General features: G+C 38.1%; 15 protein-coding genes. 9 read left to right on the forward strand and 6 right to left on the reverse strand.

The features are described from left to right. Nucleotides 1–74: 74 nt before the first annotated feature. From RT138_RS03840 to RT138_RS03855, 4 genes are all read right to left on the reverse strand, one after another. Nucleotides 75–1,412, reverse strand: a complete 1,338-nt coding sequence (locus RT138_RS03840) for an SWIM zinc finger family protein (RefSeq protein ID WP_313189603.1) — start codon at nt 1,410–1,412, stop codon at nt 75–77. A 3-nt stretch (nt 1,413–1,415) separates the two neighbouring features. Further along, nucleotides 1,416–4,547 (reverse strand): DUF6493 family protein, encoded by a 3,132-nt coding sequence (locus tag RT138_RS03845; protein ID WP_313189604.1) that lies wholly within the window; start codon nt 4,545–4,547, stop codon nt 1,416–1,418. Nucleotides 4,548–4,928: 381 nt separating this feature from the next. Then, the gene (locus tag RT138_RS03850) at nt 4,929–5,495 is read right to left on the reverse strand and encodes a hypothetical protein (RefSeq protein ID WP_313189605.1); all 567 of its coding nucleotides are present in this window, start codon (nt 5,493–5,495) and stop codon (nt 4,929–4,931) included. 99 nt (nt 5,496–5,594) lie between these two features. Then, nucleotides 5,595–6,017, reverse strand: a complete 423-nt coding sequence (locus RT138_RS03855; protein WP_313189606.1) for a hypothetical protein — start codon at nt 6,015–6,017, stop codon at nt 5,595–5,597. A gap of 378 nt (nt 6,018–6,395) precedes the next feature. Here RT138_RS03855 and RT138_RS03860 point away from each other — a divergent pair, with 378 nt between their 5' ends. Further along, nucleotides 6,396–6,743 carry an antitoxin Xre/MbcA/ParS toxin-binding domain-containing protein gene (locus RT138_RS03860; protein ID WP_313189853.1) on the forward strand — a complete coding sequence of 116 codons (348 nt, stop codon included), beginning with the start codon at nt 6,396–6,398 and terminating at the stop codon, nt 6,741–6,743. Between the two features lie 35 nt (nt 6,744–6,778). Next, a complete protein-coding gene (gene hemW, locus RT138_RS03865) occupies nt 6,779–7,906 on the forward strand; it encodes a radical SAM family heme chaperone HemW (RefSeq protein ID WP_313189607.1) in 1,128 nt (375 codons plus the stop codon). A gap of 60 nt (nt 7,907–7,966) precedes the next feature. Here hemW and RT138_RS03870 read toward each other — a convergent pair whose 3' ends face one another. After that, on the reverse strand, nt 7,967–10,432 hold the full coding sequence (locus RT138_RS03870; protein ID WP_313189608.1) for a glutaminase family protein: 2,466 nt from the start codon (nt 10,430–10,432) through the stop codon (nt 7,967–7,969). Between the two features lie 430 nt (nt 10,433–10,862). Here RT138_RS03870 and RT138_RS03875 point away from each other — a divergent pair, with 430 nt between their 5' ends. Continuing rightward, nucleotides 10,863–12,311 carry a glyceraldehyde-3-phosphate dehydrogenase gene (locus RT138_RS03875; protein ID WP_313189609.1) on the forward strand — a complete coding sequence of 483 codons (1,449 nt, stop codon included), beginning with the start codon at nt 10,863–10,865 and terminating at the stop codon, nt 12,309–12,311. Between the two features lie 42 nt (nt 12,312–12,353). Here the strand turns inward: RT138_RS03875 and RT138_RS03880 are convergent, their stop codons facing one another. Next, nucleotides 12,354–13,022, reverse strand: a complete 669-nt coding sequence (locus tag RT138_RS03880; protein ID WP_313189610.1) for a hypothetical protein — start codon at nt 13,020–13,022, stop codon at nt 12,354–12,356. Between the two features lie 406 nt (nt 13,023–13,428). On the opposite strand from RT138_RS03880, the gene RT138_RS03885 reads away from it, so the two are divergent. The 6 genes from RT138_RS03885 (at nt 13,429) to RT138_RS03910 (ending at nt 25,997) form a co-directional block, all read left to right on the forward strand. Next, nucleotides 13,429–13,968, forward strand: a complete 540-nt coding sequence (locus tag RT138_RS03885; RefSeq protein WP_313189611.1) for an RNA polymerase sigma factor — start codon at nt 13,429–13,431, stop codon at nt 13,966–13,968. Between the two features lie 51 nt (nt 13,969–14,019). Continuing rightward, nucleotides 14,020–15,096, forward strand: coding sequence for a FecR domain-containing protein (locus tag RT138_RS03890; RefSeq protein ID WP_313189612.1), 1,077 nt, complete (start codon nt 14,020–14,022; stop codon nt 15,094–15,096). Between the two features lie 222 nt (nt 15,097–15,318). Beyond that, nucleotides 15,319–18,741, forward strand: a complete 3,423-nt coding sequence (locus tag RT138_RS03895) for a TonB-dependent receptor (protein WP_313189613.1) — start codon at nt 15,319–15,321, stop codon at nt 18,739–18,741. A gap of 11 nt (nt 18,742–18,752) precedes the next feature. After that, the gene (locus RT138_RS03900) at nt 18,753–20,504 is read left to right on the forward strand and encodes a RagB/SusD family nutrient uptake outer membrane protein (RefSeq protein WP_313189614.1); all 1,752 of its coding nucleotides are present in this window, start codon (nt 18,753–18,755) and stop codon (nt 20,502–20,504) included. Nucleotides 20,505–20,506: 2 nt separating this feature from the next. Continuing rightward, nucleotides 20,507–21,403 carry a DUF6528 family protein gene (locus RT138_RS03905; RefSeq protein ID WP_313189615.1) on the forward strand — a complete coding sequence of 299 codons (897 nt, stop codon included), beginning with the start codon at nt 20,507–20,509 and terminating at the stop codon, nt 21,401–21,403. A 1,513-nt stretch (nt 21,404–22,916) separates the two neighbouring features. Beyond that, a complete protein-coding gene (locus RT138_RS03910; protein ID WP_313189616.1) occupies nt 22,917–25,997 on the forward strand; it encodes a PVC-type heme-binding CxxCH protein in 3,081 nt (1,026 codons plus the stop codon). The last annotated feature ends 14 nt before the right edge of the window (nt 25,998–26,011 follow it).

The raw sequence follows: 26,011 nt of genomic DNA on the forward strand, positions 1-26,011 counted from the left end.
AGCGTTTTCAAAAGAATTACATATTCCAGCAGGTTTACTAATCAAAGAATATGATTTAGTCCCCGATAAATAAACTACCCTTTATTCAACATCTTTACAGCCAATATATGCTTACAGACACCGCGCTTTCCTTGGTGATTTGTAAACCAATCACAGGTACATCTACCTTGTTCATTTTGTATGATGACTGTATGCTGAACTCCTGAGCCCTCGACCCTGGCTTCAATATAGTTCTCGGAAGATTTGACAATTTGAACACTTGAATGCTCCAATAACTTTTTGGCGTTTTTCAACCTAGGGTTCAAGGAAAGAATTCTCTCCATCTTAAAGGGCAGTCTCCTATAGTAATGTTGATGGCTACTCAGGTCATACCCCAAAAGACCAATGGAGGAGAGCGAGGCAGTCAAGCTATCCATCGTTCCAAAATCTACATCATGTTCAATAGATAGCATGGTAGGGTCGAAAAGCTCATTAGATTTCAACAAGGTGTTAATCCCTAAAACCCATTCATCAGGAACGGATTGAACCATATTCTCCAATACATTTCCTTCTCCAGAAAAGCCCCTATAATTATCAGGCGACAGTGACAAGGTCAATCGCATGTTCTTAAAATCAGCGACAACTGAACAGCTCTCAGCTCCTTGCTCTTGATAAACCACCATGCTTTCTATGTACGGCAAAACACCTTCCAGGAGCCTCAAACGTTGAACCCCTCCAATTCGAACCGAATCAGGGCTGGCAAGCGGACTCAGTACAAATCGATTAGCACGTTTGGTAAGAAAGAACTCCCCTTTCACATTCCCTTTCGGGATAGCTTGGAATAATTGGATGACCTGAACCTTGTTCAATCTAAATTTCTCCTCCATACCAGCCAAATACAACTGCACCGAGGTCAATCCCTTTATCCAACGTTCTGGCAATCGAACTTTCTTCTCCACTACCTTTCCCTTATTTGTACTGATCGATACTTCCTTACTGCCTACTCCTAAGACCATTTTTTCTGTTTTCCGAACAGCATTCAATGCGTTCAACATAGGTTCGTTAAAATCTACATTCGTGGTACCGCTGGCTAGGAATTCACCATCAATGGCATCCTCCAATAGATCCAGTCTTGCATAGACGCCATTACAGGAAGAGAATCCCTCAAAGCGGATCTGATCCGTACCTGCTGAAACAATAGGGTCACGCAGGCTTGGAGGGATAGGTCCAAAACTGGACCTAACCACTTTGGAAAGGGTCATCAAACATTTAGCAGTAGTTAGCGGATCCGTCAAACTACCCCAAAAGAAACAAGGAACATCATTTACTTCCTTAAGCTCCGCTTGGTGCGACAGTACTAATTGTTGAATCCCTGACTTCTGGGTCAATACTGAATTCGTTTGATACGCAATATCTAAATCTACATTTGCCATAATCTATTTCAATATTTTCTTTAAGATTGGTTGAAGGGATTTATATCCTTCCAATTTCTGCATCGATTCCTTCAGTATTTCACTCAACTGCCAATTGCACTTATGTTGAAGGTCATAGAACAGCTCCACTAATTTCTTGAAGTTGGTTGGCATTTTATCCTTTACCTTTACAGCTTCAAAGGCATTACTCAGTATTTGCAGGATTGCTTGATTGTGTTTAGAAGAAATGTCCTTGCATTGTTCTAATATTTCCGCCATTCGTCCTATCGGTCCATAATCACTATTCAATAGTAACATAAGTTTTTTTCCTAATGCTTCCGTTGGTAATCTATTTTGTTCGATCAGCTGAATCAACAGCTCTACGACAGTTCCTCGCACCGCTTTATCCTTGTTATAAAAGTTTGTTGCTAAATACCAAATGGCATATTCATTCATTTTGAAGAAAGGATAAAACATTTGTTCCAAGAGCGGTTTGCTAGATTTATCACTCCATTCAGCCATGAGATTATGTTGAACGGTATAAAACATACAGGTAGCTTCCGTATTTTGAGGCGTTATACTGCACACAAAAGGCACATCCAAAGCATGAATATAACTGGAGTAATATTGATCATTTACGCGATTGAATAAATCCAATGCATATAAAAAGGTTTCTGGGAACTTTCCATTAGGCGGAAAGTCATATTGCAATTGGTTCCCAATAAAAACATCTTCCTTTTTATTGATCCTCCAATTCATTTGTTGCACAATATACGGCTCAACCTTAATCTCCATTTCAAAGGGTTTTACGGCAAAAGGGGCCGTCTTTAAAACCGTTGCATCAAATTCCTCAAAAACTGCATCAGGATAATGCGTCCTAGCCACGGTTGCCCATAATCCTAACCAATCGTCCTTCCCTTCCGTTTTACCCATCAATTTAGAAAACCAATTCTTTTTGCCTAGGGACATCTGTTTATCAAAGCCTAAGGCATAACGAAGGATCTCTCTAAGCTGTTCATGCTCCAGCCTATCAATCTTGCCTTCAACATCAGACAAGTTTTCACGAACGGTACGGCTCAGTGCAATACTCAGGTCTACGATATTTATATCTTCTCGCATCTCCTCATGCAGTAGTATCCTATCTAATAGGACAGATGGATCGATCCAATAAGGCTTATGCGTCGGCAATGACAGAAGAGGCAATGCCGTTCCAGATCTCCATCGGTTTTGAAGAGTTACCAATAAGAGATTCAATAACATGACCGTCTTACTTTTAGAATAATAGTTGTTATTGAATATGTAGTTTTTAGCCGGTCGATGGAAATAATTAATAAAAACCTCAGAAAAGATTCCAATGAAAGCACTATCATCATAATAATTCTTCAACTTATTGATGTAGGGCTCCAATTGTTTTTTATAATCATCTGGAAAATCCTTTACGTGCAAAGTCCATGCATTCAAAAAGATTTCCATATCCAAATGATCCTTACTATGGATAAATTGTCCTAGCAGAAACAGGATATCATTCCAGTCAGAAGGCACCTTGATTTCTTCAACCAACTTTTCTGCCGCTACTGGCTCATATTTGTAGTTTTCATGGTCCTCGCCCGCCAAGCTAGCTAGGATATCATCTTCAGAATAATAGTTAGCTTCTTCTCCTATTAACTCCTTAAGATCATTAGATGTAGCCCCTAACATCTGTTCCCTGTACATCGACAGTTTTTCCTGAACAGGTTCAGAGACTTGTTGCTGATGTTTCAATAGAAACTTTGCAGCACGCTCCTGCAATTGGAGGTCAGGAACCATAAAAGTATCAGCAACAATTGCAGAAATCCGATCACTCAACTCAGGCCTCTTTTTCAACAATTTATCCAATTGAATGATCAAAGTCTTAATCCCACCTTTCATATCCACACGCATGAAAACAGGTTCTATCCAGGTCAGGAATTCCTGGATATCAAAATCCTTATGATCCAATAAAGGTTTAAGGATGTTGATTGCAAAATTTATTGCGCCAGTTTGTTCAGCATGGAACAATGGAAGTATAGCATGTTGCTCTTTCAACAACAGATCATCTTCAGGTTTTATATTCAAGATCAGCTCCCTAAAAAAGGTCTTCAGGTTAGGGTTCCAATTTTTGGTCTGCACCTCAAGGGCACCATTCAGAACGAACTCCTTACTGTACTTTCCATCCTTTACCAACTTCTCAAAGATTGTTTTCCAAAGAGAAATACTGGTTCCGGTTTTATGGTCATAATTATAGTTAATCCCTTGAATACCGGTTTCATATTCAAATACCAAAGGGATATCGCGTTGCAAAACGATCGGATCAGAACAAAACTCCTCCAACATTTCTTCATTGATATCGGTAGGATAATTTTCATAGAAGTCAGGGATTGTCAAGGCATAGAGCTCAGGGTTAAATGAAACTAACCCCTTCTCTTCATACATCCTCAAATTCCAATATTTCACCTTTATCCAATTGTTCCTTCTAATCTGTGTCAATAAGAATTCAACTATCCAGGTCGGCTTCGCATATTCCAAAACCTGCAGCATCTTTGGATTTTTGGCCTCATTCAATAACTCCACCAGCTCAAACCAGGAGTTTGCTTCGGTTTGGTTTACCAGCCCTAGAGCGAGCAGTTTAATGACGAACTGTTGGATCCTATTTGCCCGATACTCCCAATCACCAGAATTCTGAGATCTGAACTGAGGCTCTTTAGCAAGATCCACATAGGTCATATAGTACTTTTTTATATCCTTTAATTCCTTCCTGAGCAACTCTAAATTCCCACTTGCATGCTTTTCCAAAAAAGGGACGATTCCATCTACATTTGCTCTTTTAACCAAATCTCGGAACTCATTGATCAATTCCTCTTTCTGTTGCTGATTAGCAGATTTCACGGCTGGCTTGCCATCTTTAGCCGACTGCTTCTCCAGGTTAACAGTTCCATCTTCTGAATAGCCTTTTTTGGTCTTCTCATTGATTAACTTCTCCGCATCTTTTAAACAAGCTTCTTCAGAATCAAAATACTTGGTCTTCGATTCTCCATCCTTTCCATTTCTACCGTAGGTAACGGTATGGCTAGCCCCTGAGGTTTCAATTTCCCAAAACTTATCTGAATTGCCGTCAATATATTTTAGATGCTTGAACATAGATTTCTTGTTATTAGTTAAGATTTAAATACGGAATAAGATGATGATATTTCATTTTTTTCCATAAAGTATGGCCATTATAAAATTAAAAGAAAAATCCGTTCCCTTCCTTCAAAACGAAGAAAATAATTTAGGAATAAAATAAAAAGACAATAGCTGCTTGATTAATATAAATCAATGACAGAAATCCATGGAAAGCCCTTATCCCTTCTTTCCTTTTACAATCAGGACATTCCCGAGCAGGTAACTTTCAATGACAACACTTAAACCCCCTTCTCAATTTTTAGGATGTATAGAATTATTCTTCTGCTTATTACCCTCCTGGTAAGCAAATTTACCGGTCCTACAATCAGTTAAAATGAACCTAAGTTCATAATTTCACTATTTTACGTAGATGGAATTAAATCTCGCCCTATTGTTGCCCTCAAAATCCATCGGCATCAACTGATTGTTCTTAAATAGCTCAGGCTTTAGGTCAAAGGCCTCATCCTCTTTAAGGGTAGCCAAATAGACATCATTCCCTTTCACATACAAAGCGGTGGGAATGAAGACATCTTTAATTTTAATATCCATTGGCTTCCCATTCTTCCAAACCCTTACATCATTCAGCCCTGTAATGTTCTTCGAACTAATTGCCCAAGCCACATAGCTATTATCCCCCTCTTGAAATATGACCCTGTTTGATGCAAATTTCCATTCCGTATCCGTTAGGTTAATACAATAAAACAAGCTGGAGTTTTTATAAACCTTATAGCTTTTCTTCTTGGTTTGCGGATCCTCCGTAAAATAAACGTAATTGAATAAATCTGTCCCATTAGTCCCAATTTCAATAGAGGATTTATTAGGATAATGTTTAAAAATCTTCCCATTCTTCCATACTACGGCATGCGAGCTTCCTTTTTCTTGTATGTTTCCAGCCACATAAAAATCATTGCCAATAGTCAGCATATTGCTTATCGTCCAGCGTATCCCTGCAGGTTCCAATTTATAGATCTCCCCATTTTTCCAGATGGTATCCCAAGTCGGATCAACGCCGTACCTATATCCTTATACATAAATATCCCCATTGGCTGCTCTATGTATTTGTTTTAACTCCGTATCATTTACCTTATCGATAATGACCCTCTCCTCATTTTTCCAGAATATTGCAGATCTAAAGTTTGAAGGATTTGCATCTGTAAATTCTTGGGTCATCCCAGCAATATAGAGGTCATTCCCATAACCGATTATATGGTGGGCCATCCCCGAATTCCCATTATCAAGAATCGGTTTAGGTTTTCCATTCTTCCATAAAACGGGGATATGGGTTTTTAGGTCACCCGCAATATAAACCTCCGTTCCTGCATATTCCTCATAACCTGGATCCTCCGTTTCTGGTTCGGGATTATTTGAATCTTTCTTACAAGAAAAAAGGCTTGTCAGCACCGCCGCAAAGCAGAATAATATGAATAGGTAAAATCGCTTGTTCATGTTTTATTTCCTAAAATGAATAACCGAAATAACAGAATATGAAAACCGCAACAAAACTTTGGGATGTCGGAATTATATAATTTAGGTACAGCAGAGGGATTAGTAAAATCTACTTGATGCTCTTAGCTATGTAGAAATAACAATCGATTACTTAATAGAAAATCATTAGTTTTATCACTAATAATGAACAACTTATCGATAATTAAACACAATTAGCATAAGGCAGATTTTCCCAACATTATGAATTCAAAAAACAAGGTCCAACCACACGAAAGCATAATAAAAGAGACCACATCTTTTCCAACAGCAACAAATACAAAACTTTCTCCTACTTGGTTAGTTAGAACGTAGAAAGATTCACCTGCAGAGCAATTAGCTATAATTGAAAAGATCCGAACAGGAGTAACTAAAAAGGAATGGAAAGATTTTATTAAGTATATAGAAGCTGATGAAAAGGATTTTGAAAAAATATTACCAAGCTCCAAAAGAAAAATGCAGAATAAAAACATCTACAATCAAGAAACCTCAGAAAGAATCTACGAGATATCCCACTTATTTGGATTGGGATATGAAGTATTTGATAGTCCTGAACAATTTAAAAATTGGCTTTTTACCCCTTCAAAAGCCTTAGGAAACAAAAAACCATTTGATTTCTTAGATAGCTCATTAGGTTTTATCGTCGTCGAAAATGAAATTACTAGGATTCAGTTCAATGTTTATTGCTAATTTCTGTTTATCCTTATTTCCTTACCTTTGCCCTCATGTTCTACTTCCACATCCCTTTCTGCAAACAAGCTTGTCACTACTGCGACTTCCACTTTAGCACCTCCCTAAAGTACAAGGAAGACCTGCTCCAAGCCATGCATCAGGAAATTGAACTCCGTGCCTCCTACCTCGAGAACAAAAAAGTAGAATCCCTATACTTTGGTGGTGGAACCCCTTCCATCCTCCAAGCAAAGGAAATCGACGCCTTAATCGGCCAAGTCGCCAAATACTTTGAAATCAGTTCCGATGCAGAGATCACCCTGGAAGCAAACCCTGACGACCTGGATAAAAAGAAAGTACAGGAACTCCGCAACACCGAGATAAACCGCTTCAGCATAGGCATACAATCTTTCTTCGAGGAAGACCTCAAATGGATGAACCGTGCCCATAATTCCGAAGAAGCAAGATCATCGATCATGCGCGTGCAGGATGCAGGTTTTGAAAACATTACCTGCGACCTGATCTATGGTTACCCCTTATTGACCAATAGCAAATGGAAATCCAATATGCAATCCCTGATTGAACTGGAAGTCCCGCATATCTCCTCCTACTCCATGACAGTGGAAAAGAAAACTGCATTGGCACATCTTATCAACAAAGGGAAAACCCCAGCACTCAACGAAGAACAGAGTGCCGAACAAATGCTCATGCTCATCGATACGCTTACTTCCTCAGGATACGAACATTATGAAATCTCCAATTTTGCCAAACCAGATCGTTACGCCCGTCACAACAGCAATTACTGGAAAGGGAAACCCTACCTAGGCATAGGTCCTTCTGCACATTCCTTCAACGGAACTTCCAGATCCTGGAACATTGCCAACAATGCACTCTACATCAAAGGAATCCTAGCCAAAGAACTCCCTCTGGAAACGGAGCAACTGAGCAAGAATGACCGCTTCAATGAATATGTCATGACCTCATTAAGGACCAAATGGGGAATCGACAAAAACTACGTGGAAAAGGAATTTGGAAACGATTACCTAAGCAGCATCCTCAAGAACATTGAGGAATATGTTCACAACCAAGAAGTATTGATCTCAGAAGAAGGCATCATCAGTTTAAGCCCATCCGGAAAATTACTGGCGGATCAGATAGCAGCCGAATTATTTATCGTCGATTAATAACAAAGGAGGATGCTTTCGCATCCCCCCTCTCTAATTAACCTAATATATAACCTGATCTTAATTTCCTTTTTTAATCAAATCCTCAAAACGTTTTATGTAATACCCACCTACAACCGCTCTTGCCTTAAATCCTCTGCGTTCAGGACGATCCGTCCAAATCCAGTCCGACATCGGCACCCGTGTCGTTGACTCGTTCATAAACAGATAAACAGGCTTTAGAAACTTCAGGAAGTCCTCATGTTTATCCGCCATGGTAGCCGTCCAAAAAATCCAATCCGTCTTGGTATAGGCTTCACGGCTGTCCAATGGAAGCCCGTATTTATTCTGCTTGGTCAAGTAGTATTTGATCTCCGTCTCCCTGATCTTTGGATCAAAAATCCCCATATCAAAGATCTTGTCCCAAACCATGTTGTATTTCTGGCTCCAGGTTCCTGATTTATCAAAAGTAAGCTTGTAATGATCGCCATCCTTTGCCATCTCTTCCCACTCTTTCGCCATTTGCTTAGCTTTCGCAATATATTTAGTGCCAACTTCATCTTGGCCCAACATCTTCGCTAAATAACCATAGGATGCAATTCCCATGATAGCCTTGACAGAAAGGTTCGCATTATGGGCAAAATGTCCCGCGAAATCATCTGTACATAGCTGGTTCTCCGGATCCAGGCCTTTCTCGACCAAATAATCTGCCCAAGTGGTCAATGTGCTCCAATGCTTATTCGCATAGTCAGCATTTCCCTCCGCCCTTGCAATGGCATAAGTCAGGATCAACATATTTCCACCCTCTTCAATTGGCATATCCCCACCGTAAGTCTGTCCGTTTCCAACAGGATAGGTACCGATATCATGCGAAGGGAATGGCTTCTGCCATTTTCCAGACTCTGAATAGTAAAAGATAAAGTTCGCCAAGCCCTTTGCCAGTTCTGGATTATAGATCAAGAACAGGGGCGATGAAGGATACGTAATGTCTACAGTTCCGATTGAGCCATTACTGTCGTTTTCTTTAGACAACCAAAGGAGGTCGCCATTTGGAGCTTCAACCAGTTTATGGGCAGCAATGGATTGCCTATAGGCCAAAGCACATAGCTCTGCATATTCTTTTCCATAAGGCTGATATTCCTGCATGAATTTATCATCAAACTTCTTGCTCGCAGCCATCAATTGATCATACTCCTTAAAGGCAATTTCAAACTGTTGCTCAATGCTGCTATTTTCTTTGCGGTTCCAATAAGGTCTAAGGTTGGTATTGAAGTATTGAATGGCATATACATCGTCATAACCAATGGCTATTTTACCTTTCGATGTACCGTTAACTTTTAATTTCTTGTACAAAGCCAATTGCTTTACTCCGCCCTTTTGGTCTGCATCGTTGGCAGTACCTAAGGCAAATGCGGAACGCAAGGCGGTACTAGAACCTACCTTTGCCGTAGTACCGGCACTTTCACTGGCCAAATAGAAGTACCCCCAGTCGTTTTTCACATGGTCTCCGGTCCTACCCAAAATCTTTTGGGCAGTAGAACCTGTCTTTAGGTAAGTAATCCCATTTTTTTGAAAGGTACTTGAAACAGACTCTTGTGTCGGAAGATTAAGGGCCCAATTTGGAGAGGCTTCAAAATATAGCTCAACGTCTTTGGCTTGTGGAGATTTGATTTCATAGCTCAAATAGTTGATCGGCCTAGACAACAATTCCAGATTATCTAAAAATACCGGAGCCGTAAAAGTCACTTTCAGTTCCACATCGCCACATTGGAAGGTATATAGCGTTTGCATAGGCTGTACATCTACAGAAATCTGCTTTGCCGTATTAGCAAAGAAAGCCTTATCACTACGCTCAACCAGCAATCCAAAATCCAAAAATCCGTTTGCACCACCATTGAAACAATAGGCAGCTATGCTATTCTTACCTTTCTTCAAGGTCTTGATTACCTCCTCCGATAATTTGACGCGTTTATTCTTTCCAGTTCCACCATGATTGACTACTTCTATTCCATTCACATAGATTTTGATGTCATCATCATGCGAATATTCCAGAAATACGTTTTTGTTGTTCAGGTCTTCCCCAAGTTCAATATCTCTTCGAACCCAGATCTTGTCTGTGGTCCAATTGGTCTTGCTCAGCGATTCATTTTCAGTTGTTCCAAAAGCACCTTTTCCAGTCTGCCATTTAGCGGCATCAAAATCCTTGGCAAACCAATTTTTTGCAGGCTCTGTCGTTGTATACTTCCCTTCCCATGCCTTATCTTCACCATTTGGAATGACCGTCAGCATCTCTACATCCTCTGCTCCCATAAACCGGTAAAATTTCCCATCCACCTTTAATACTCCCATAAAAGGCAGGTTCTTATCTGACCAATGGGATGGATTGGAATCATATAGATTATTGGTATAAGACCATGCGCTCGTATTAGGGTCTAGGGTAATCAATGGAAAAGCGGGGGCTCTCAAATCATTTTTGATATGTTGTGCTGGCAGCAAGTGTGCCAGCAACAACATAAAAACCCCAAGGACATTTGCTTTATTAATCATAGGTGCTGTCTAAAATCTTCTAAAAATGTATCGGAAGTCCAAAAGCTCAATTCATTGAATTCTTGGTACTCTTGATGAAAATAAAATTCTGGATTAAAGGTTTATTATCTCTTATCGATTAGCTTAAAGATAGTAACTAAAACGTTTTAAGCAACTTCTGTAAGGAATTCTTTACAATTCATTAAAATGTGTAATAAACCTAGATTAATAATTATTTCTCCCCGAAAGCATAATAATAAATAAAATAAGCAAAAAGCGTTTAGCAGCGACGAGAACAAAGTTGTCATATTAACAATAAGATGTTATAATTTTTTAAAAATTATGAAAAGCACGAAGCTTAAGTAGCTTAAAATTGCCATATTTTCAATTTTTATTTTTTAAGCAATACAAAAGCTCTAAGTTTGCGTCAAATTTCTTTCAATCAATAATTATGATACACAATTCTACTTTTGAGGACCAGATCAAAAGTTACAAATCAAACCAAAATGCATGCGTTAAGCTTATCCAAATCGTAAGCGACCTATGGTTCAACCAATCCATTGAACTCGTGCTCTTCAGAAACCAATTGATCGATCGCAGGGTCAGCTTTATTCTGAATTTACACCAGGAAACAAAAGAGTATGCCGGTGTAGAATTGAATATTATGGAAACCCTAAAGGTTGCCGAAGTTATCTATGCCCTAGATCTTAATCCTTCTAGGTTAGATATCGGGAAATTGGCACTCAACATCCGCAAACAGGGCATCCAGGATGCTGACATCAAAGAGTTTGTCCGCAAGGAATTGGAACCTGCCAATCAACATTTACCTTTCCAACCAAAGGATGTCGTACTTTATGGTTTCGGAAGGATTGGAAGACTGCTTGCCCGTGAGCTGATCAGCAAAGCTGGAGCAGGCAGACAATTGAGATTGAGAGCCATTGTAACCAGAGATGAGGTAAATGAAAAAACCCTTGAGAAAAGGGCCTCCCTATTAAGACAAGACTCCATTCACGGCAACTTTGATGGCGAAGTAGCTGTTGATGCTGAAAACGGAGCATTGATCATCAACGGAATCCCTGTATATATTATCTCAGCAAAAAACCCTGAAGATATTGACTATGGAAAATATGGTATACAGGATGCATTGGTAATTGACAATACAGGAGCTTTCAGGGATGACAAGGAACTTTCAAGACATCTGACTTCAAAAGGAGCATCCATGGTATTGTTGACTGCACCTGGTAAGGGCGTCCCTAATATTGTTTACGGGGTAAATGAATTGGATGCAGACCCTAAGAAAGACCAACTGTTCTCGGCAGCATCTTGTACGACCAATGCTATCTCACCGGTATTGGCCGTTTTAGAAAGGGAATTGGGAATCAACAAGGGTCATATTGAGACCATCCACTCCTACACCAATGACCAAAACCTGGTCGATAATATGCACAAGAAATCCAGAAGGGGTCGCGCAGCTGCCTTGAACATGGTCATCACAGAAACCGGCGCTGGCTCAGCAGTGGCGAAAGTATTGCCTGCCTTGGCTGGAAAACTAACTTCCAATGCCATCCGCGTGCCGGTACCAAATGGATCATTGGCAATCCTCAACTTAGAATTAAACAACAAAACAACCTTGACCCAATTGAATGACCTCCTGAAAAAGGCAGCATTGGACGGTGACCTGGTTGAACAGATAAGCTATACCAACAATTCGGAACTCGTTTCTTCAGATATCATCGGAACTTCAGCCGCTTCAGTTATTGATGCTCCCGCTAACATCGTTTCGGAAGATGGAAAAACAGCCATTATCTATGTATGGTATGATAATGAATATGGTTATTCTCACCAAGTCATGCGATTGGCAAGACATATCGCTGGGGTAAGGAGATATACTTATTATTAATACACGAAAGGGGCAATTGGATCCAATCGCCCCTTTTCTTTCTTATTTTTCAGATCTCGTTTCTGATTTCAAAAGGTTCATTCCCATAACAACCATCCAAACATAAGCAATCGTCTTCGGGATCATCAAAACCCCAATACTTGGAATGCTCCTTGACCAAATAACAACCGGAAGATAAAAGGCAAAGCTTAGCACAATAGCCAACCACATCCAACGGAAAACCCTGTCCTTATTCTTCCTAGCCTCCCTCCAGAACAGGATAATGATCACTATCCCTAACATCAAAAATGGTATATTTCTATATATTTCCCAGGAATACGATGGGGCTTCGGAAGTCCATTTATTATCAGGGCACAGACAAAGCAAGATCCGTATGCTTGCCAGACCATAAACCAACAAGGTCAAAAACCCATCTTTCAGGGAGTATCGAATTTTTGCAATATGGTAAAGGATAACATAAAAAATAGTCATGGAAATGGAGGCCACAAAAGTTCCAAAGCCTAATGTAGCCCGATGGTTTTGCAGTCCATCGGTGGTCAGCGCATAAATCCTGGGAACCAAGTGAAAGGAGTCTCCAAATCCTAGTATCAAGGCCATAATTCCGAATAGCTTGACCAGTTCCCTGCCATTTGACCGCATCAAGAGGATAAACCCCATCGTCAATACCGCAACGAGATAAGCACTATCAAAAAGAATTTCAGCGATTTCCATGATGGTTTATTGAGGTTTACTTTTAATTAAGGTTGATTTCGGGGCATGATAACATTCCATTATCTACCAGAATCAGAACAAAATTAGCGGATAAGGTCAATAATATCATCCTAAATGGTCAGGATTTGCTCTTCGATTTGGTAATGAGATTAAAATAAAAACCAATGGTATCAAAAGTTTGACAATGACCGCCCCTTCCAAATGTATTATCTAATTGGATTTATTTATCCAACCAAAGTATTGTAAAGAGATGGGCAACCGACATTTTATTTTATAGAGGTAATAATCTTTTAGAACTTATATATTTATTTAACTTAATATTTACTGAAAATTTTAATCAATTAACAGTAACTTAATAACACAATTATAAATTTGAAAAACAGTTTACATTACCTTTTGAATATCAATGAAACACTTAAGTGATTTTCAGTTATTTCTTGAAATCAAAAAGAATAACAAAACCGCGTTTTGCGAGCTTGTAAATAGATATTCTGAGATTCTATTTAGGTTTATTTATAAACGGATTCAAATTAAGGAAGATAGCCAAGATATCTTACAAGAAATTCTTACAAAATTTTGGCTAAGACGGAACCATATCGAAATACAAAACTCGATGTATCCCTATTTATTTACTTTAGCAAAAAATGAAATAATAGATAGGATCTCCAAAAACCAAAAATACCAAAACCAATTGCTACTACTTGCCCAACATTCTGAACATCTAACTGAACCTACTTCTGAAGAATTTCTTATGGCTAAAGAACTTGACAAATTAATTAAGAAAGAAGTTAATAATATGCCTCCAACAATGAGAACAGTTTTTGAGCTCAGTAGGAACCAGAAAATGCCCATCAAAGAAATTGCAACTAATCTTACCCTCTCTGAACAAACAGTTAAGAACAACATTTCTTTAGCTTTAAATAGGCTCAAGCTAAAAGTGAAGTAAATTTCACTTTTTTTCGGTACCATATCTACTTTTTGAAGTTTATATAGGTATATGAAAGAAAAAGATAAGGTGCATCAACTGCAAGACCTCCTTAAACGATACAAGGAAGGCAATTGTAGTGATGAAGAAATCGAGTTTGTAAACAGTTGGTTTTATAATGATTTTGATTCAAACGATATCAATTTGCAACCTGATGAACAAGAATCCTTATCCAAAGAAATATTTCAAAATATTGAAAATAGTCAGCAGCTTCTATTACAAAAAAACTTCCCTTGGAAATTAATTACTGGGATTGCAGCAGCTTTCATCTGTATTTGTTTTGCTGGTTATTACTTAGTCAAAAGTTATGATAAAGGTAAGCTAGATCTAAATGTATTAAGCACAAAGGACTCAATCATAAATGATTTATCCCCTGGAAATACCCAAGCAATCCTAAGTTTTTCGGACGGTACGAAAGAACAATTACCTGACTCTTCTTCTTATCGGAACATAAATAATAATTCTGACTCAATAGCTATGGAAGTACCTATTGCTTCCACCTATTCAATGACTTTGGAGGATGGAACAAAGGTTTGGTTGAATTCTTCTTCAAAACTAAAATATCCTCAGAAGTTTGATTCAAATTTTAGAAAAGTTGAATTAGAAGGGGAAGCCTTCTTTGAAGTTGCCAGAAATCCATCCAAGCCCTTTATTATTAAAGCCAGAGAAACCGAAATTCTAGTTCTTGGAACATCATTTAATGTTAATGCTTACGAAAACCAAGTGGCAACAACATTAGTTGAAGGTTCTTTAAAAGTAACAAATGGTGTCTCAAGCTCTATTATAAAACCTGGTCAAGAAGCTATTTCCAATAAGGAAAAGATCAATATTGATCAAACGAATATTAATGTTCGCACGGCATGGCAAAGAGGGGAGTTTTTCTTTGATGGCAACAACCTAAAAGAAATCATGCTACAAATTCAACGTTGGTATAATGTGAAAATTATAGGTTTAGATAATCTAAATTACAAATCCACCTTTAAAGGAAGCATTGATAAAAACCAAAACTTATCCTCTGTATTAAAAATATTAAATATATCAACTGGGAAAAATTTCGAATTAAGGAATAACATTATTACTATCCATTAACCGCAATAGCCTATGCAAAAAACATGAAATAAAAACACAATTGTTTTTGAATACTAAGAAGGGGATGTTCGCGCATCCCCTGTATTCAAGGCATTTAGAACTGAAATTCAAATTTATTAAACCTTAAACATTTACAAATTTATGATTTATTTTTCTCCATTTTCAAGGAAGAATAAAGTTAGTCCTCTATTGGCCGAACCTTCCTTAAAAATTCTGCTCACAATGAAGCTAACCTTATTTATGATAGCGTGCATGTCATTAGGTGCATTTGCATCTGGAAATGCCCAAAACATCAATTTAAAACTAAACAATACCAGTGTCGAACATATCCTTGAAGAAGTGTCCAAACAAAGTAAACTACGTTTATTTTATGACCAGCAGATATTAAAGAACATAAGGATTAGACAGATAAATTTTGAAAATGCTTCTGTAAATACGGTATTAAATAAAACATTCACTGGGAAAAACCTCTCTTTTAAAATTATTGATGGTACCATAGTAATTACGGAGAAGGAACAAACAGATTTCGAAATAAAAGGTGTCGTAACAGATGTTAATGGTCCATTACAAGGGGTGACAATATCTTTAACCGGTAACTCAACAATCAATACAATTACGGATGCTGACGGAAGGTATACCCTTAGAGTACCCGAGAATTCAACGGTAGTTTTCCGTTATCTAGGATACTCAGACCAAGAGTTTCAAATTAACCAAAACCGAACATTAAATGTTCAGATGGTTACTTCTTCCTCTGAATTAGAAGAAGTTGTCGTCGTTGGTTATGGTACCCAGAAAAAAGCAAACTTAACAGGTGCCGTTGATCAAATTGACAGCAAAAGGTTAGAAAAATTTAAGACAACAAACCTAGGAGAAGCATTAGCTGGTCAAGTCCCAAATTTAAACATTGGTATCAGTGATGGGAAACCAGGTAGAGGTGCCTCTTTCAACATCCGTGGTAATACATCAATTAATGGGGGCTCCCCATTAATCTTATTAGATGGAGTGCCAATCAGTTCTTTTGAATTGAATAACATTTCTCCTCAAAGCATTGAAAACATCTCAATCTTAAAGGATGCGTCCTCAGCTGCAATATATGGAGCGAGAGCTGCATACGGTGTAATTTTAATAACCACGAAAGAGGGAAAAGATGGAAAACCTCAAATAAACTACAATAACAACTTTAAATGGGGAAAAGCAACTAGAATCCCAAAAGTATATGAAGGCCTCGATTATCTAGAAATTCAAGAAAAAGAGTTCAATGGAAATATTGGCCAAACTTATTACACTGCTCCTCAAGTACAATATCCATTTGATGTGGCAAACGACCCTTCATTGCCTAAATATGATTTACAAAACATTGGAGGAAAAGCAACTCTTCTATTAGGTGGACCAGTTATCAACTATTACGAAGAATGGTTTAGAGAATTCACTCCGCAACAAAACCATAACTTAAGTGTAAGAGGGGGGACAGACAAGTATAAATATTATTTAAGTGGAGATTATAATCACGAAGAAGGAAACCTAAAATTTAAGCCAGAAAAAATCAATCGTTTTAATGTCCGTTCGAATAATAGCTACCAAGTTTCAGATCATGTAACTATTTTCAGTAAGAGTTCTGCTACATTAAGAAGAGATGATATACCAAATACATATTTATATGGTTTTAGCTCAAACCCTTGGAGATTTATAGATAACACGAACCCTTTATTACCAGAAACGATTGAAATTGATGGTAAAACAGTTCCAACTGATATTGGCTTTTATAGACAATTCATCGAAAAGCAATCGGAATACAAGACAAATACATCGAGCTTCCTAAATACTTTTGGAACAGACATCAAATTATTAGATAATAGCTTAACATTACATGCAGATCTATCTTACATGTATTACCATTGGTATAGAAACCGTTGGTGGGACAATACTGGACCTTACCTATCGCACTCTTTCAACAACAGAAATACAGTTTTAGCCTATTATGCCGATGCTGGGCCTGCAAAAATATACAAAAGTAATACAGAGTCTGAAACATTCAATGTCAATGCTTACGCCAATTACAAAAAATCAATTAAGCAACATAATTTCGATATCACAACAGGTTTAACCTTTGAAAATTATACAAATCACTATGAAACTGTTGCTCATCAAAACCCAATCTTAGGTTTGGATGAACATTCCATCAATCTAGCAACAGGACTGTTCGAAGCTAGTGATGATGATGACAAATACGCCAATAGAAGTATCTTTTTAAGGACTAACTATAATTTTAATGAGAAGTACTTACTGGAATTAAATGGAATGCATAACCTGACTTCAAAATTTAGCAAAGAAAGAAGGGGTGCCTTTTTCGGTTCACTTTCAGCAGCATGGAAGATATCCGAAGAAGAGTTTTTCACGCCATTAAAATCAACCATCAATTCCCTTAAAATTAGAGGTTCATTTGGTGCACTCGGAAACCAAAACATTGGTTCTTATGACTATCTTTCCATTTTGAGCATGAACAGATCTGCATATTTATTAGATGGAGAACAATATACTTACACTTCTGTTCCTAGCCCAAAATCAGAAAACTTCACTTGGGAAACTTCTAAAACTGTAGATGTTGGATTGGATGCAACATTCTTAAAAGATAGATTAAACTTAGTGTTCGATTATTACCAAAGAAATACCAACAATATGTTGGCCCCCTATCATTCGTTGCCTTCTGTATTTGGTGCCACTGTCCCTAAAGAAAACATAGCATCATTAAGAAACAGAGGATGGGAAATTACCCTAGGTTGGCAAGACCAAATAAATGGGGTCCACCCATTTCAGTATGGTATCAATGTCAATCTATCAGATTACAAATCTGAAATTACCGCATATTATAATCCAACAAACTATTTAGGGGACTATTATGTCGGTCAACAATTAGGTGAAATTTGGGGGCTTAATACTTTAGGATTTTTCCAAACAGATGAAGAAGCGAAAAATAGCGCTATTCTTCAAACAAACGGATATCGCCAGTTTGTAAGTGCCGGTACCATAAAATTTGAAGACTCAAATGGCGATGGGACTATTAGTAAAGGTGATTGGACCTTAGAAGACCACGGCGACTTTAGAATAATTGGTAATACAACTCCTAGATACCAATATGGAATTAACCTAAATTTTGCATACAGAGGTTTTGATCTAAGTGCTTTCTTCAAAGGTGTAGGTAAAAGAGATATTTATCCATCTTCTGAAACCGCACAATTCTGGAGTTCTTATAATAGGAAGTATCAAGTTTTATTAGATCATGCTGTCAAAGATAGATGGACACCTGAAAATCCTAACGCCTATTTCCCTAAACCACAAGGTTATATCGCCCTAGGAAATAATGATTTGGGGACGGCACAAACTAGGTATCTGCAAAATGCGGCATTCTTAAGATTAAGCAACATGATTATTGGTTATTCCATTCCTTCAAAAGTATTTAAAAACAAAATCTCTAACCTAAGGCTGTACGCTGCAGGCACAAACCTTTTTGAATGGACGAAACTACATCACACACTAGATCCTGAAGGGCTATCAAAAGACCCTGATGCAGATCAAGGAAACGTGGGAATGGGTACAGCTTATCCTATTCAAAGAACTTTTGCTTTTGGAATTGAACTTGGATTTTAAACACAAAAAACATGAAAATTAAATTAATAATATTAGCAATTACTGCAACTATACTGAGTTCCTGTGAATCTCATTTTGACATATACCCTGAAACCCAGGTGGCAGAATCCCCAGCCTTATTCAAAAATGAAGCTAGCTTAAAAACATTCACAGACGGATTTTATAACAACCTTGATTTCAATGCGATTAAGGATGATAAAAACTCTGATAATATGGAACATATCACCACTCCTCCTGCTATAAGAACATCCAATTATACGATGCCAACTGCATTAGGAAGTGGAGGTTGGAGCTGGTCAGAATTGAGAAACCTGAACTATTTCATTCAAAATGTAAATCTACATACTGAGGATGTTGCCTTAAAAAATAAAAATTTAGCAGTCGCAAAGTTTTTTAGAGCATGGTTTTACTTTAAAAAAGTAAGAGCATTTGGAGATGTTCCATGGTATTCTGAACCACTCAAAACTTCTGATGAAGAATTGCTTTATAAAGGTAGGGACCCCAGAACGTTAGTGATGGATAGTGTTATGCAAGACCTAGATTTTGCAATCGCAAATCTAGCAGATGTTCCAAGCAAAAATAGAGTTTCTAAATGGACAGCATTAGCACTTAAATCTAGGATCGCTCTATTTGAAGGGACGTTTAGAAAATATCATACAGAGGCAAAACTACCTGATGCTGAAAAATTTATTATTGCAGCAAAAGATGCAGCTAAAACTTTGATTGATTCAAAAAAATACAACTTATATAATACTGGAAAAGCTGAATCAGATTATGCAACGATGTTCCAACTTGCAGCATCTCCTACTACTGAGGTAATTCTTGCAAGATCTTCAAGCCAGAACTTTATTTATTATACTCCAGAATTTACCTCAACATCAAACGGAAATTATGGAGCTACTCATTCCTTAATTAGTGATTACGCAAAAATTGATGGAAGCTCCTATTATAAATCCAACAATGGAAATATTGACCAAATCAGTTATTTCGATGAGTTTCAAAATAGAGATTTAAGACTAAAACAATCTGTCGTTTTCCCAGGGTATATAAGAATTGGCACCAGCAATATTGCAGTAAATGATTTTGCTGAAAACAGAACTGGTTATCAAGTGACAAAACGTGTTGGAGCGCCAATTGAAGACCAAGGAAGTGATAATCGTGATGCAATATTAATGCGTTACGCTGAAGTCTTATTAAATTATGCTGAAGCAAGAGCCATCTTGGGCGAACTAAATCAAGCCGATTTGGACATAACTGTAAATGCTTTAAGGTCAAGAGCTGGTATTACTCAAAAACTTAGCCTCCCTTTGCAAACGGATAAACTACAATTAGACAGATATAAAAGGACTACCGATGCAAATGTGTTAGAGATTTGTAGAGAAAGAAGGGTTGAATTAGCATTTGAGGGACTAAGAAAAGATGATTTACTAAGATGGAATGAAGGCCATTTATTTAGAGTTGAATATATGGGGATTTATATTCCTGCATTCAATCAATTGATAGATTTAGACAATGATGGCAAACCAGATTTATACGTCATCAAAAGTACGGATAATGCTCCTGCAAATAAAGTTCCAGGTGTGCAATACTTCAAACTTTCGGCAATTAATGCCTTATCTAATGGAGAAAATGGACGTTTAATGCCTTACAAGAACCCTAAAAAATCTTTTGAAAGCTGGGAATACTTAAATCCTATTCCAATTGAGGAACTTACACTTAACAAGAATCTGAAACAAAATGAAGGATGGGAAAAAATCAAATAATCATGAAATTCTTAAAAACCATAACATTCATTGTATTTCTACTTTCAGTAAATACGATTTATGCGCAGCAAATATTAAAAAAGGGATTTTTAGTGGCATGTGGTGATGATAAGCTTTTCATTATTGACCCTGCAAAATCAAATGACAACCACACGGAAATTGTATGGTCTTGGGAGGTAAAAAATTCTGAAGGCTTACCCAAAGAATATATCCCTTTATTGAAAAGCTTAGATGATTGTAAGCCTGTCATGAATAATAAAAAGATCTTAGTTACTTCATCATCAGGGGCAACAATTATAGTAAATATTGGAAACAAAAAAGTAGAGTTTTACGCAATGACTCCAATGGCTCATTCAGCAGATATCCTTCCTAAAAATAGAATTGTTGTAGCGAACTCAACACATAAGGATGGAAACTCTATTGAACTCTATGATTTACTAAAAAATGAAAAGGTTCTTTTTAGAGACACCCTTTATTCAGGTCATGGTGTAGTTTGGAATGCTAAAGAAAATCTATTGTATGTTTTGGGCTATAAACATCTAAAATCATATGAGCTTATAGATTGGAAAACGGAAAACCCAAGTTTAAAACTTGTTAATTCTTGGGAAATACCTGACAACAGTGGTCACGATTTATCTAGAATTGATGACGAGAACTTTTTAATAAGTACCCATAATTCTGTATTCCTATTTAACAGTAAAATCAAATCTTTTACCCCCTTCGACTTATTAAAAGACAGAAAGGATGTAAAATCTTTGAATTATTCTCATAAAACAAATTCTCTAGTTTACACTATTGCTGAGGAGAGTTGGTGGACTGAGAACATTTATATGGTCAACCCCATGAAAACAATTAAACTTCCAGGCTTAAAACTCTATAAAGTTAGAAAAGCTATATAGTCACAATTATTAGTAATCCCTACTTCAGTACACCCTTAATTTTGTATGGAAGTAGGGATTTTTATTACCTAATTAGGTCAAATTTTTTGGTCATCCCTCCGACTCTCATTCGAGACATATTCGATACACATTGCGAAAATTCCGAATGTGTCTCGAATAAGATCAAAATGAAATCTAAGAAACATGGTCAAAATAATTTCCTAGCAAAATAGTTTGAACCAGGATGGGGTTCGACCGGCTCACCCAACGAGGATGAGAGGATTGACCAAGATCACAACAAAACCTTACTGTCTAGGTAACAAGTACGGTAGGGGCTTATTGAATAAGCCCGCCGCATATAATCCAATTATTATTCACCCATTTGGGTGAATGAAACCCGTTTCTCGTACCTACAAGATTTAATAAAAAGGGCTCCTTCATTTTCCTATTACCTTTGAACAGATAGTTTTTTTGGAAACCCCTGAAGGGGGTGAAATATTTTCTGCAAATCTCCTACATGGGGATAAAATAATAAAAAATAGTTCTCTCATCTTACGATTCGAGATGACAGCAATCCTAAAAAACAAAAATAGATTCTCCTCTAATAAGCCCTGTCATCCTTTACCTTCGGTAAAGGACCTGTACGCCAATGCATCCAGTGAGGCAATATTTTTTTGTTGTTTTTAAACAAATATGGGATTGCTGTATTCCGAGATTCTTCCTTCGTACCAATGACTAGTTTGTTAGAACTGTGTTTTTTGGTATTTAGACCTATATTTATTTTCCAGAAGAATATTTTTTATTCACCATACTTCCCCATAGGGGATAAATTATTTTAGCATGGATGATAAACAATATAGGATTAATGCAAAAACGAAGTTCGATTAATTGAACATCGTTTTTGCGCTACTTCAAGGCTAACCTGCCATGCCAGCTAAAATAATGGAACCCCAAAAGGGGTTCTATATTTAAAAATATAAAAGAGCTAATTTATTTTCATTAACCTTTCTTTGTCACCCTGAGGGTTTCCCGAAGGGTCTCGGAACTATCCATTCTATTCTGCAGGGGTGTTCGCCAATGCTATTAATGATATTTTTAATTTTGGATGTTTGCATTTCTCCGAGATACTTCGGATGAACCTCAGCATGACCCAAAAAACCATAACTTATTGATATTGCAATACGCCCTAATCCCTCACTTGAAACTGTTCGCCAATGCTACAAAGCCTGTTATTGATTTTAAAGCTCTGCATTGTTCCGAGATACTTCGGATAAACCCCAGCATGACCAAAAAAACCCTTAGCAGAAGACCATTTTCCGCCCCTTCTTTGTAAAAATTTCATATAACAGGACAGTACAGGATACCCTCAATCAATTATAAAGTTATCTTTGAGTTAACCAGAATCGTACATTCTTTGCTATCGGTTCTTATAAATCTAAACTAAACCACTACAAAAATTAATATGAACCGTCTAAGGCATTTTATTTTAATCTCTTTGGTTCTAGTTCTATTCGGTTGTACGCATAAGCCAACGATGGAGCCAGTAAAAATCCAAAAAGATTCCCGTATCGTACTTGTTGGGAACAATCTGGGCTCGAGGATGATGGAATATGGTGATTTTGACACTGAACTGCAAACACGATTTCCGGATTATAATTTATTTATCCGAAATATCTGTAGTCCGGGCAATACGCCAGGCTTTAGACCGCATCCGTCTCGGAACTCGCCTTGGGCATTCCCTGGCGCAGAAAAGTTCAATCCAGAATTTGACATCAATACAGGCAGCGAAGGACACTTCCCTACAGAAGATGAATGGCTGATCGAACTGAAACCAGATGTGATCTTGGGATTCTTTGGCTATAATGAATCCTTTCGTGGCCCTGAGGGCATTGAAGATTTCAAAGGCGAAATTGCAGCCTTTATTGACCATACGAAAAGTCAAGATTACAATGGCGGAAAGGGCAGCACTTTGGTCCTGATCTCTCCAATTGCATTCGAGGACCTAACCGATAAATTTGACCTTCCGGACGGTAAGGAATTCAACAAGAACATTCAGCTCTATGCTGCAGCAATGCAACAGGTGGCTAAGGACAAAAACGTTCCATTTCTGGATGTTTTTGATATTACCCAAAAATGGTATGAGCAAAGCGCAGATTATTTAACCATTGATGGCTCGCAGCTTTCAGAAAAAGCCTATGAGAAATTTGCTGATTACTTGGTGAGCAGCATTTTTGGCAAAGGTGAAGGAAAAGCATCAAGCCACAAAGCGGAGATCAAGAAAGCGGTATTGGAGAAAGATTGGATCTGGACCCAAGACTTCAAGATTCCGAATGGCGTACATGCATATGGTCGTCGTTTTAATCCTTTTGGCCCGGAAAACTATCCATTTGAGATCAAGAAACTTCGCGAGATGGGTTATATCCGCGATACTGCCATCTGGAAAGCTGCAAAAGGTGAATCCTATGATCTAGCTGCGATGGATAAGAATACGCTGAAATTACCGGAGGTGAAAACAAATTATGATTTTGGACAGGATCCAAATTCTAGATACCTATACGGAGAAGAAGCATTGGCAAAATTCCATACCGCCCCTGGTTATAAGATCGACCTATTTGCATCGGAAAAGGAATTCCCTGATCTGGCCAATCCTGTTCAGATTTCCTTTGACGCCAAAGGAAGGCTTTGGGTGGCAACCATGCCGAGCTATCCCCATTACAAAGCAGGTGATGGAAAACCTAACGACAAAATCATCATCCTTGAAGATACCGATGGTGATGGCAAAGCCGATAAACAATCCGTCTTTGCAGACAACTTACACCTACCGATCGGATTTGAATTTGCTCCTGAAGGAGTCTACCTATCGCAAGGAAAGAATCTAGTCTTATTGAAAGACACTGACAATGATGGAAAGGCTGATCATAAAGAAGTTATTTTAAGTGGCTTTGATGATCATGATACGCACCATGCCCACAGTGCCTACAGTATGGATCCATCAGGAGCCATCTTAATGGCTGAAGGCGTATTCCTGCATACCAATGTAGAAACCTCATATGGTCCAGTACGTGGGGTAAATGGCGGTTTTTACAGATATGCTCCGCAGACCAAAAAACTGGAACGCGTAGCACAGGTATCCATTCCAAATCCTTGGGGAATTGCTACAGACGAATGGGGCCAGACGATCTATCTGGAAACTTCCGGACCAGATGTGAGATGGATGCTTCCTGGAAGTATGAAGCCAAGATATGGAGAAGCTAATGATAAATCCTTTTCTCTGGTTGATGAAAACCATCGTGTCCGTCCTACCTCTGGCCTGGAGTTTATTTCCTCTAGCCATTTCCCTGACTCTGTTCAAGGAGATTACCTATTGAACAATACGATCGGCTTTTTAGGCGGCAAGCAGCATACCTTTGAGGATGATGGCACCGGTTACAAATCAAGACACAGGCAGGACCTCTTTTGGTCAGATGACAAGAACTTCCGCCCTGTAGATGCAGAAATAGCACCGGATGGCTCTCTATACATTGTAGATTGGCATAATATGCTGATCGGACATATGCAGCACAACGCAAGGGATCCCCTTCGTGACCATGTACATGGTCGCATCTATAGGATAACCTATCCATCCAGACCATTGGTAAAACCTGCTAAGATTGATGGAGCATCCATTGATGAATTGCTTGAAAACCTAAAACTTCCGGAAATCAGAACCCGTTACAGAACACGTACGGAACTGAGGATGCGTGACAATGATGAAGTAGCAAAGAAAGCTATCGCTTGGGCTGAAAAGTTGGACACAAAAGATCCAAAGTACCTGCACAACCTATTGGAAGCCATGTGGGTAACTTGGGGAGCCAATAAGATCAATGCAGACCTGGTTCAAAAGCTATTGGAATCAAATGATTACCATGCGAGGGCAGCTGCCATCCATGCCATCCGATATAATACCGATAAGATCAAAAATTATAAAGATCTGATGGCCAAGGCAACAAAAGATGAAAACGGTCGTGTAAAATTAGAACTGATTGCCGCAGCATCATGGTTGACCCCTAACGAAGGTATAGATTTGATGAATGCGATCGATACTAGCAGTCTTGACAAGTGGAATAAACCGGCATACTTAACCTCTGTTGCGCATCTAAACAACAAATCGGTTAAGGAGAAAACCGAAACCAGTAAAACAGCGACTAAGCTAACTGGTCCAGCATTGGAACAATACAGACGAGGCGCAGTGATCTATGCAAAAGAAGGATTCTGTATTACCTGTCATCAACCTAACGGCAAAGGATTGGATGCCTCAGGTTTCCCTCCATTAAATGCGAGCAAATGGGTGACAGGAAGTGAGGATCGCTTGATCAAATTGACCTTGAATGGTCTTTTGGGACCGATTGAGGTGAACGGCAAAAAATATCCTGGTCAGGTACCGATGACTCCATTTGGCATGATGCTGAACGATCAGGAAATTGCAGATGTATTGACTTATGTCAGAAACTCATTTACCAATGAAGCTAACCCAATCTCTGCAGCTAAAGTGAAGGAAATCCGGGAGTCCATTAAAGACAAGAAGGGATTCTATTCACCGGATGACCTGTTAAAGGAGCATCCATTAGAAAAGTAAGATAAACTATAAAA

This window comes from Sphingobacterium sp. (genome assembly GCF_032065005.1).
Taxonomy (GTDB): Bacteria; Bacteroidota; Bacteroidia; order Sphingobacteriales; family Sphingobacteriaceae; genus Sphingobacterium.

Excerpts from the sequence above, each read along its gene's own strand:
- RT138_RS03840 (WP_313189603.1), bottom strand. The coding sequence starts at position 1,412 with ATGGCAAATGTAGATTTAGATATTGCGTATCAAACGAATTCAGTATTG.
- RT138_RS03845 (WP_313189604.1), bottom strand. The coding sequence starts at position 4,547 with ATGTTCAAGCATCTAAAATATATTGACGGCAATTCAGATAAGTTTTGG.
- RT138_RS03850 (WP_313189605.1), bottom strand. The coding sequence starts at position 5,495 with ATGCTGACTATTGGCAATGATTTTTATGTGGCTGGAAACATACAAGAA.
- RT138_RS03855 (WP_313189606.1), bottom strand. The coding sequence starts at position 6,017 with ATGAACAAGCGATTTTACCTATTCATATTATTCTGCTTTGCGGCGGTG.
- hemW (WP_313189607.1), top strand. The coding sequence starts at position 6,779 with ATGTTCTACTTCCACATCCCTTTCTGCAAACAAGCTTGTCACTACTGC.
- RT138_RS03870 (WP_313189608.1), bottom strand. The coding sequence starts at position 10,432 with ATGATTAATAAAGCAAATGTCCTTGGGGTTTTTATGTTGTTGCTGGCA.
- RT138_RS03875 (WP_313189609.1), top strand. The coding sequence starts at position 10,863 with ATGATACACAATTCTACTTTTGAGGACCAGATCAAAAGTTACAAATCA.
- RT138_RS03880 (WP_313189610.1), bottom strand. The coding sequence starts at position 13,022 with ATGGAAATCGCTGAAATTCTTTTTGATAGTGCTTATCTCGTTGCGGTA.
- RT138_RS03885 (WP_313189611.1), top strand. The coding sequence starts at position 13,429 with ATGAAACACTTAAGTGATTTTCAGTTATTTCTTGAAATCAAAAAGAAT.
- RT138_RS03890 (WP_313189612.1), top strand. The coding sequence starts at position 14,020 with ATGAAAGAAAAAGATAAGGTGCATCAACTGCAAGACCTCCTTAAACGA.
- RT138_RS03895 (WP_313189613.1), top strand. The coding sequence starts at position 15,319 with ATGAAGCTAACCTTATTTATGATAGCGTGCATGTCATTAGGTGCATTT.
- RT138_RS03900 (WP_313189614.1), top strand. The coding sequence starts at position 18,753 with ATGAAAATTAAATTAATAATATTAGCAATTACTGCAACTATACTGAGT.
- RT138_RS03905 (WP_313189615.1), top strand. The coding sequence starts at position 20,507 with ATGAAATTCTTAAAAACCATAACATTCATTGTATTTCTACTTTCAGTA.
- RT138_RS03910 (WP_313189616.1), top strand. The coding sequence starts at position 22,917 with ATGGAGCCAGTAAAAATCCAAAAAGATTCCCGTATCGTACTTGTTGGG.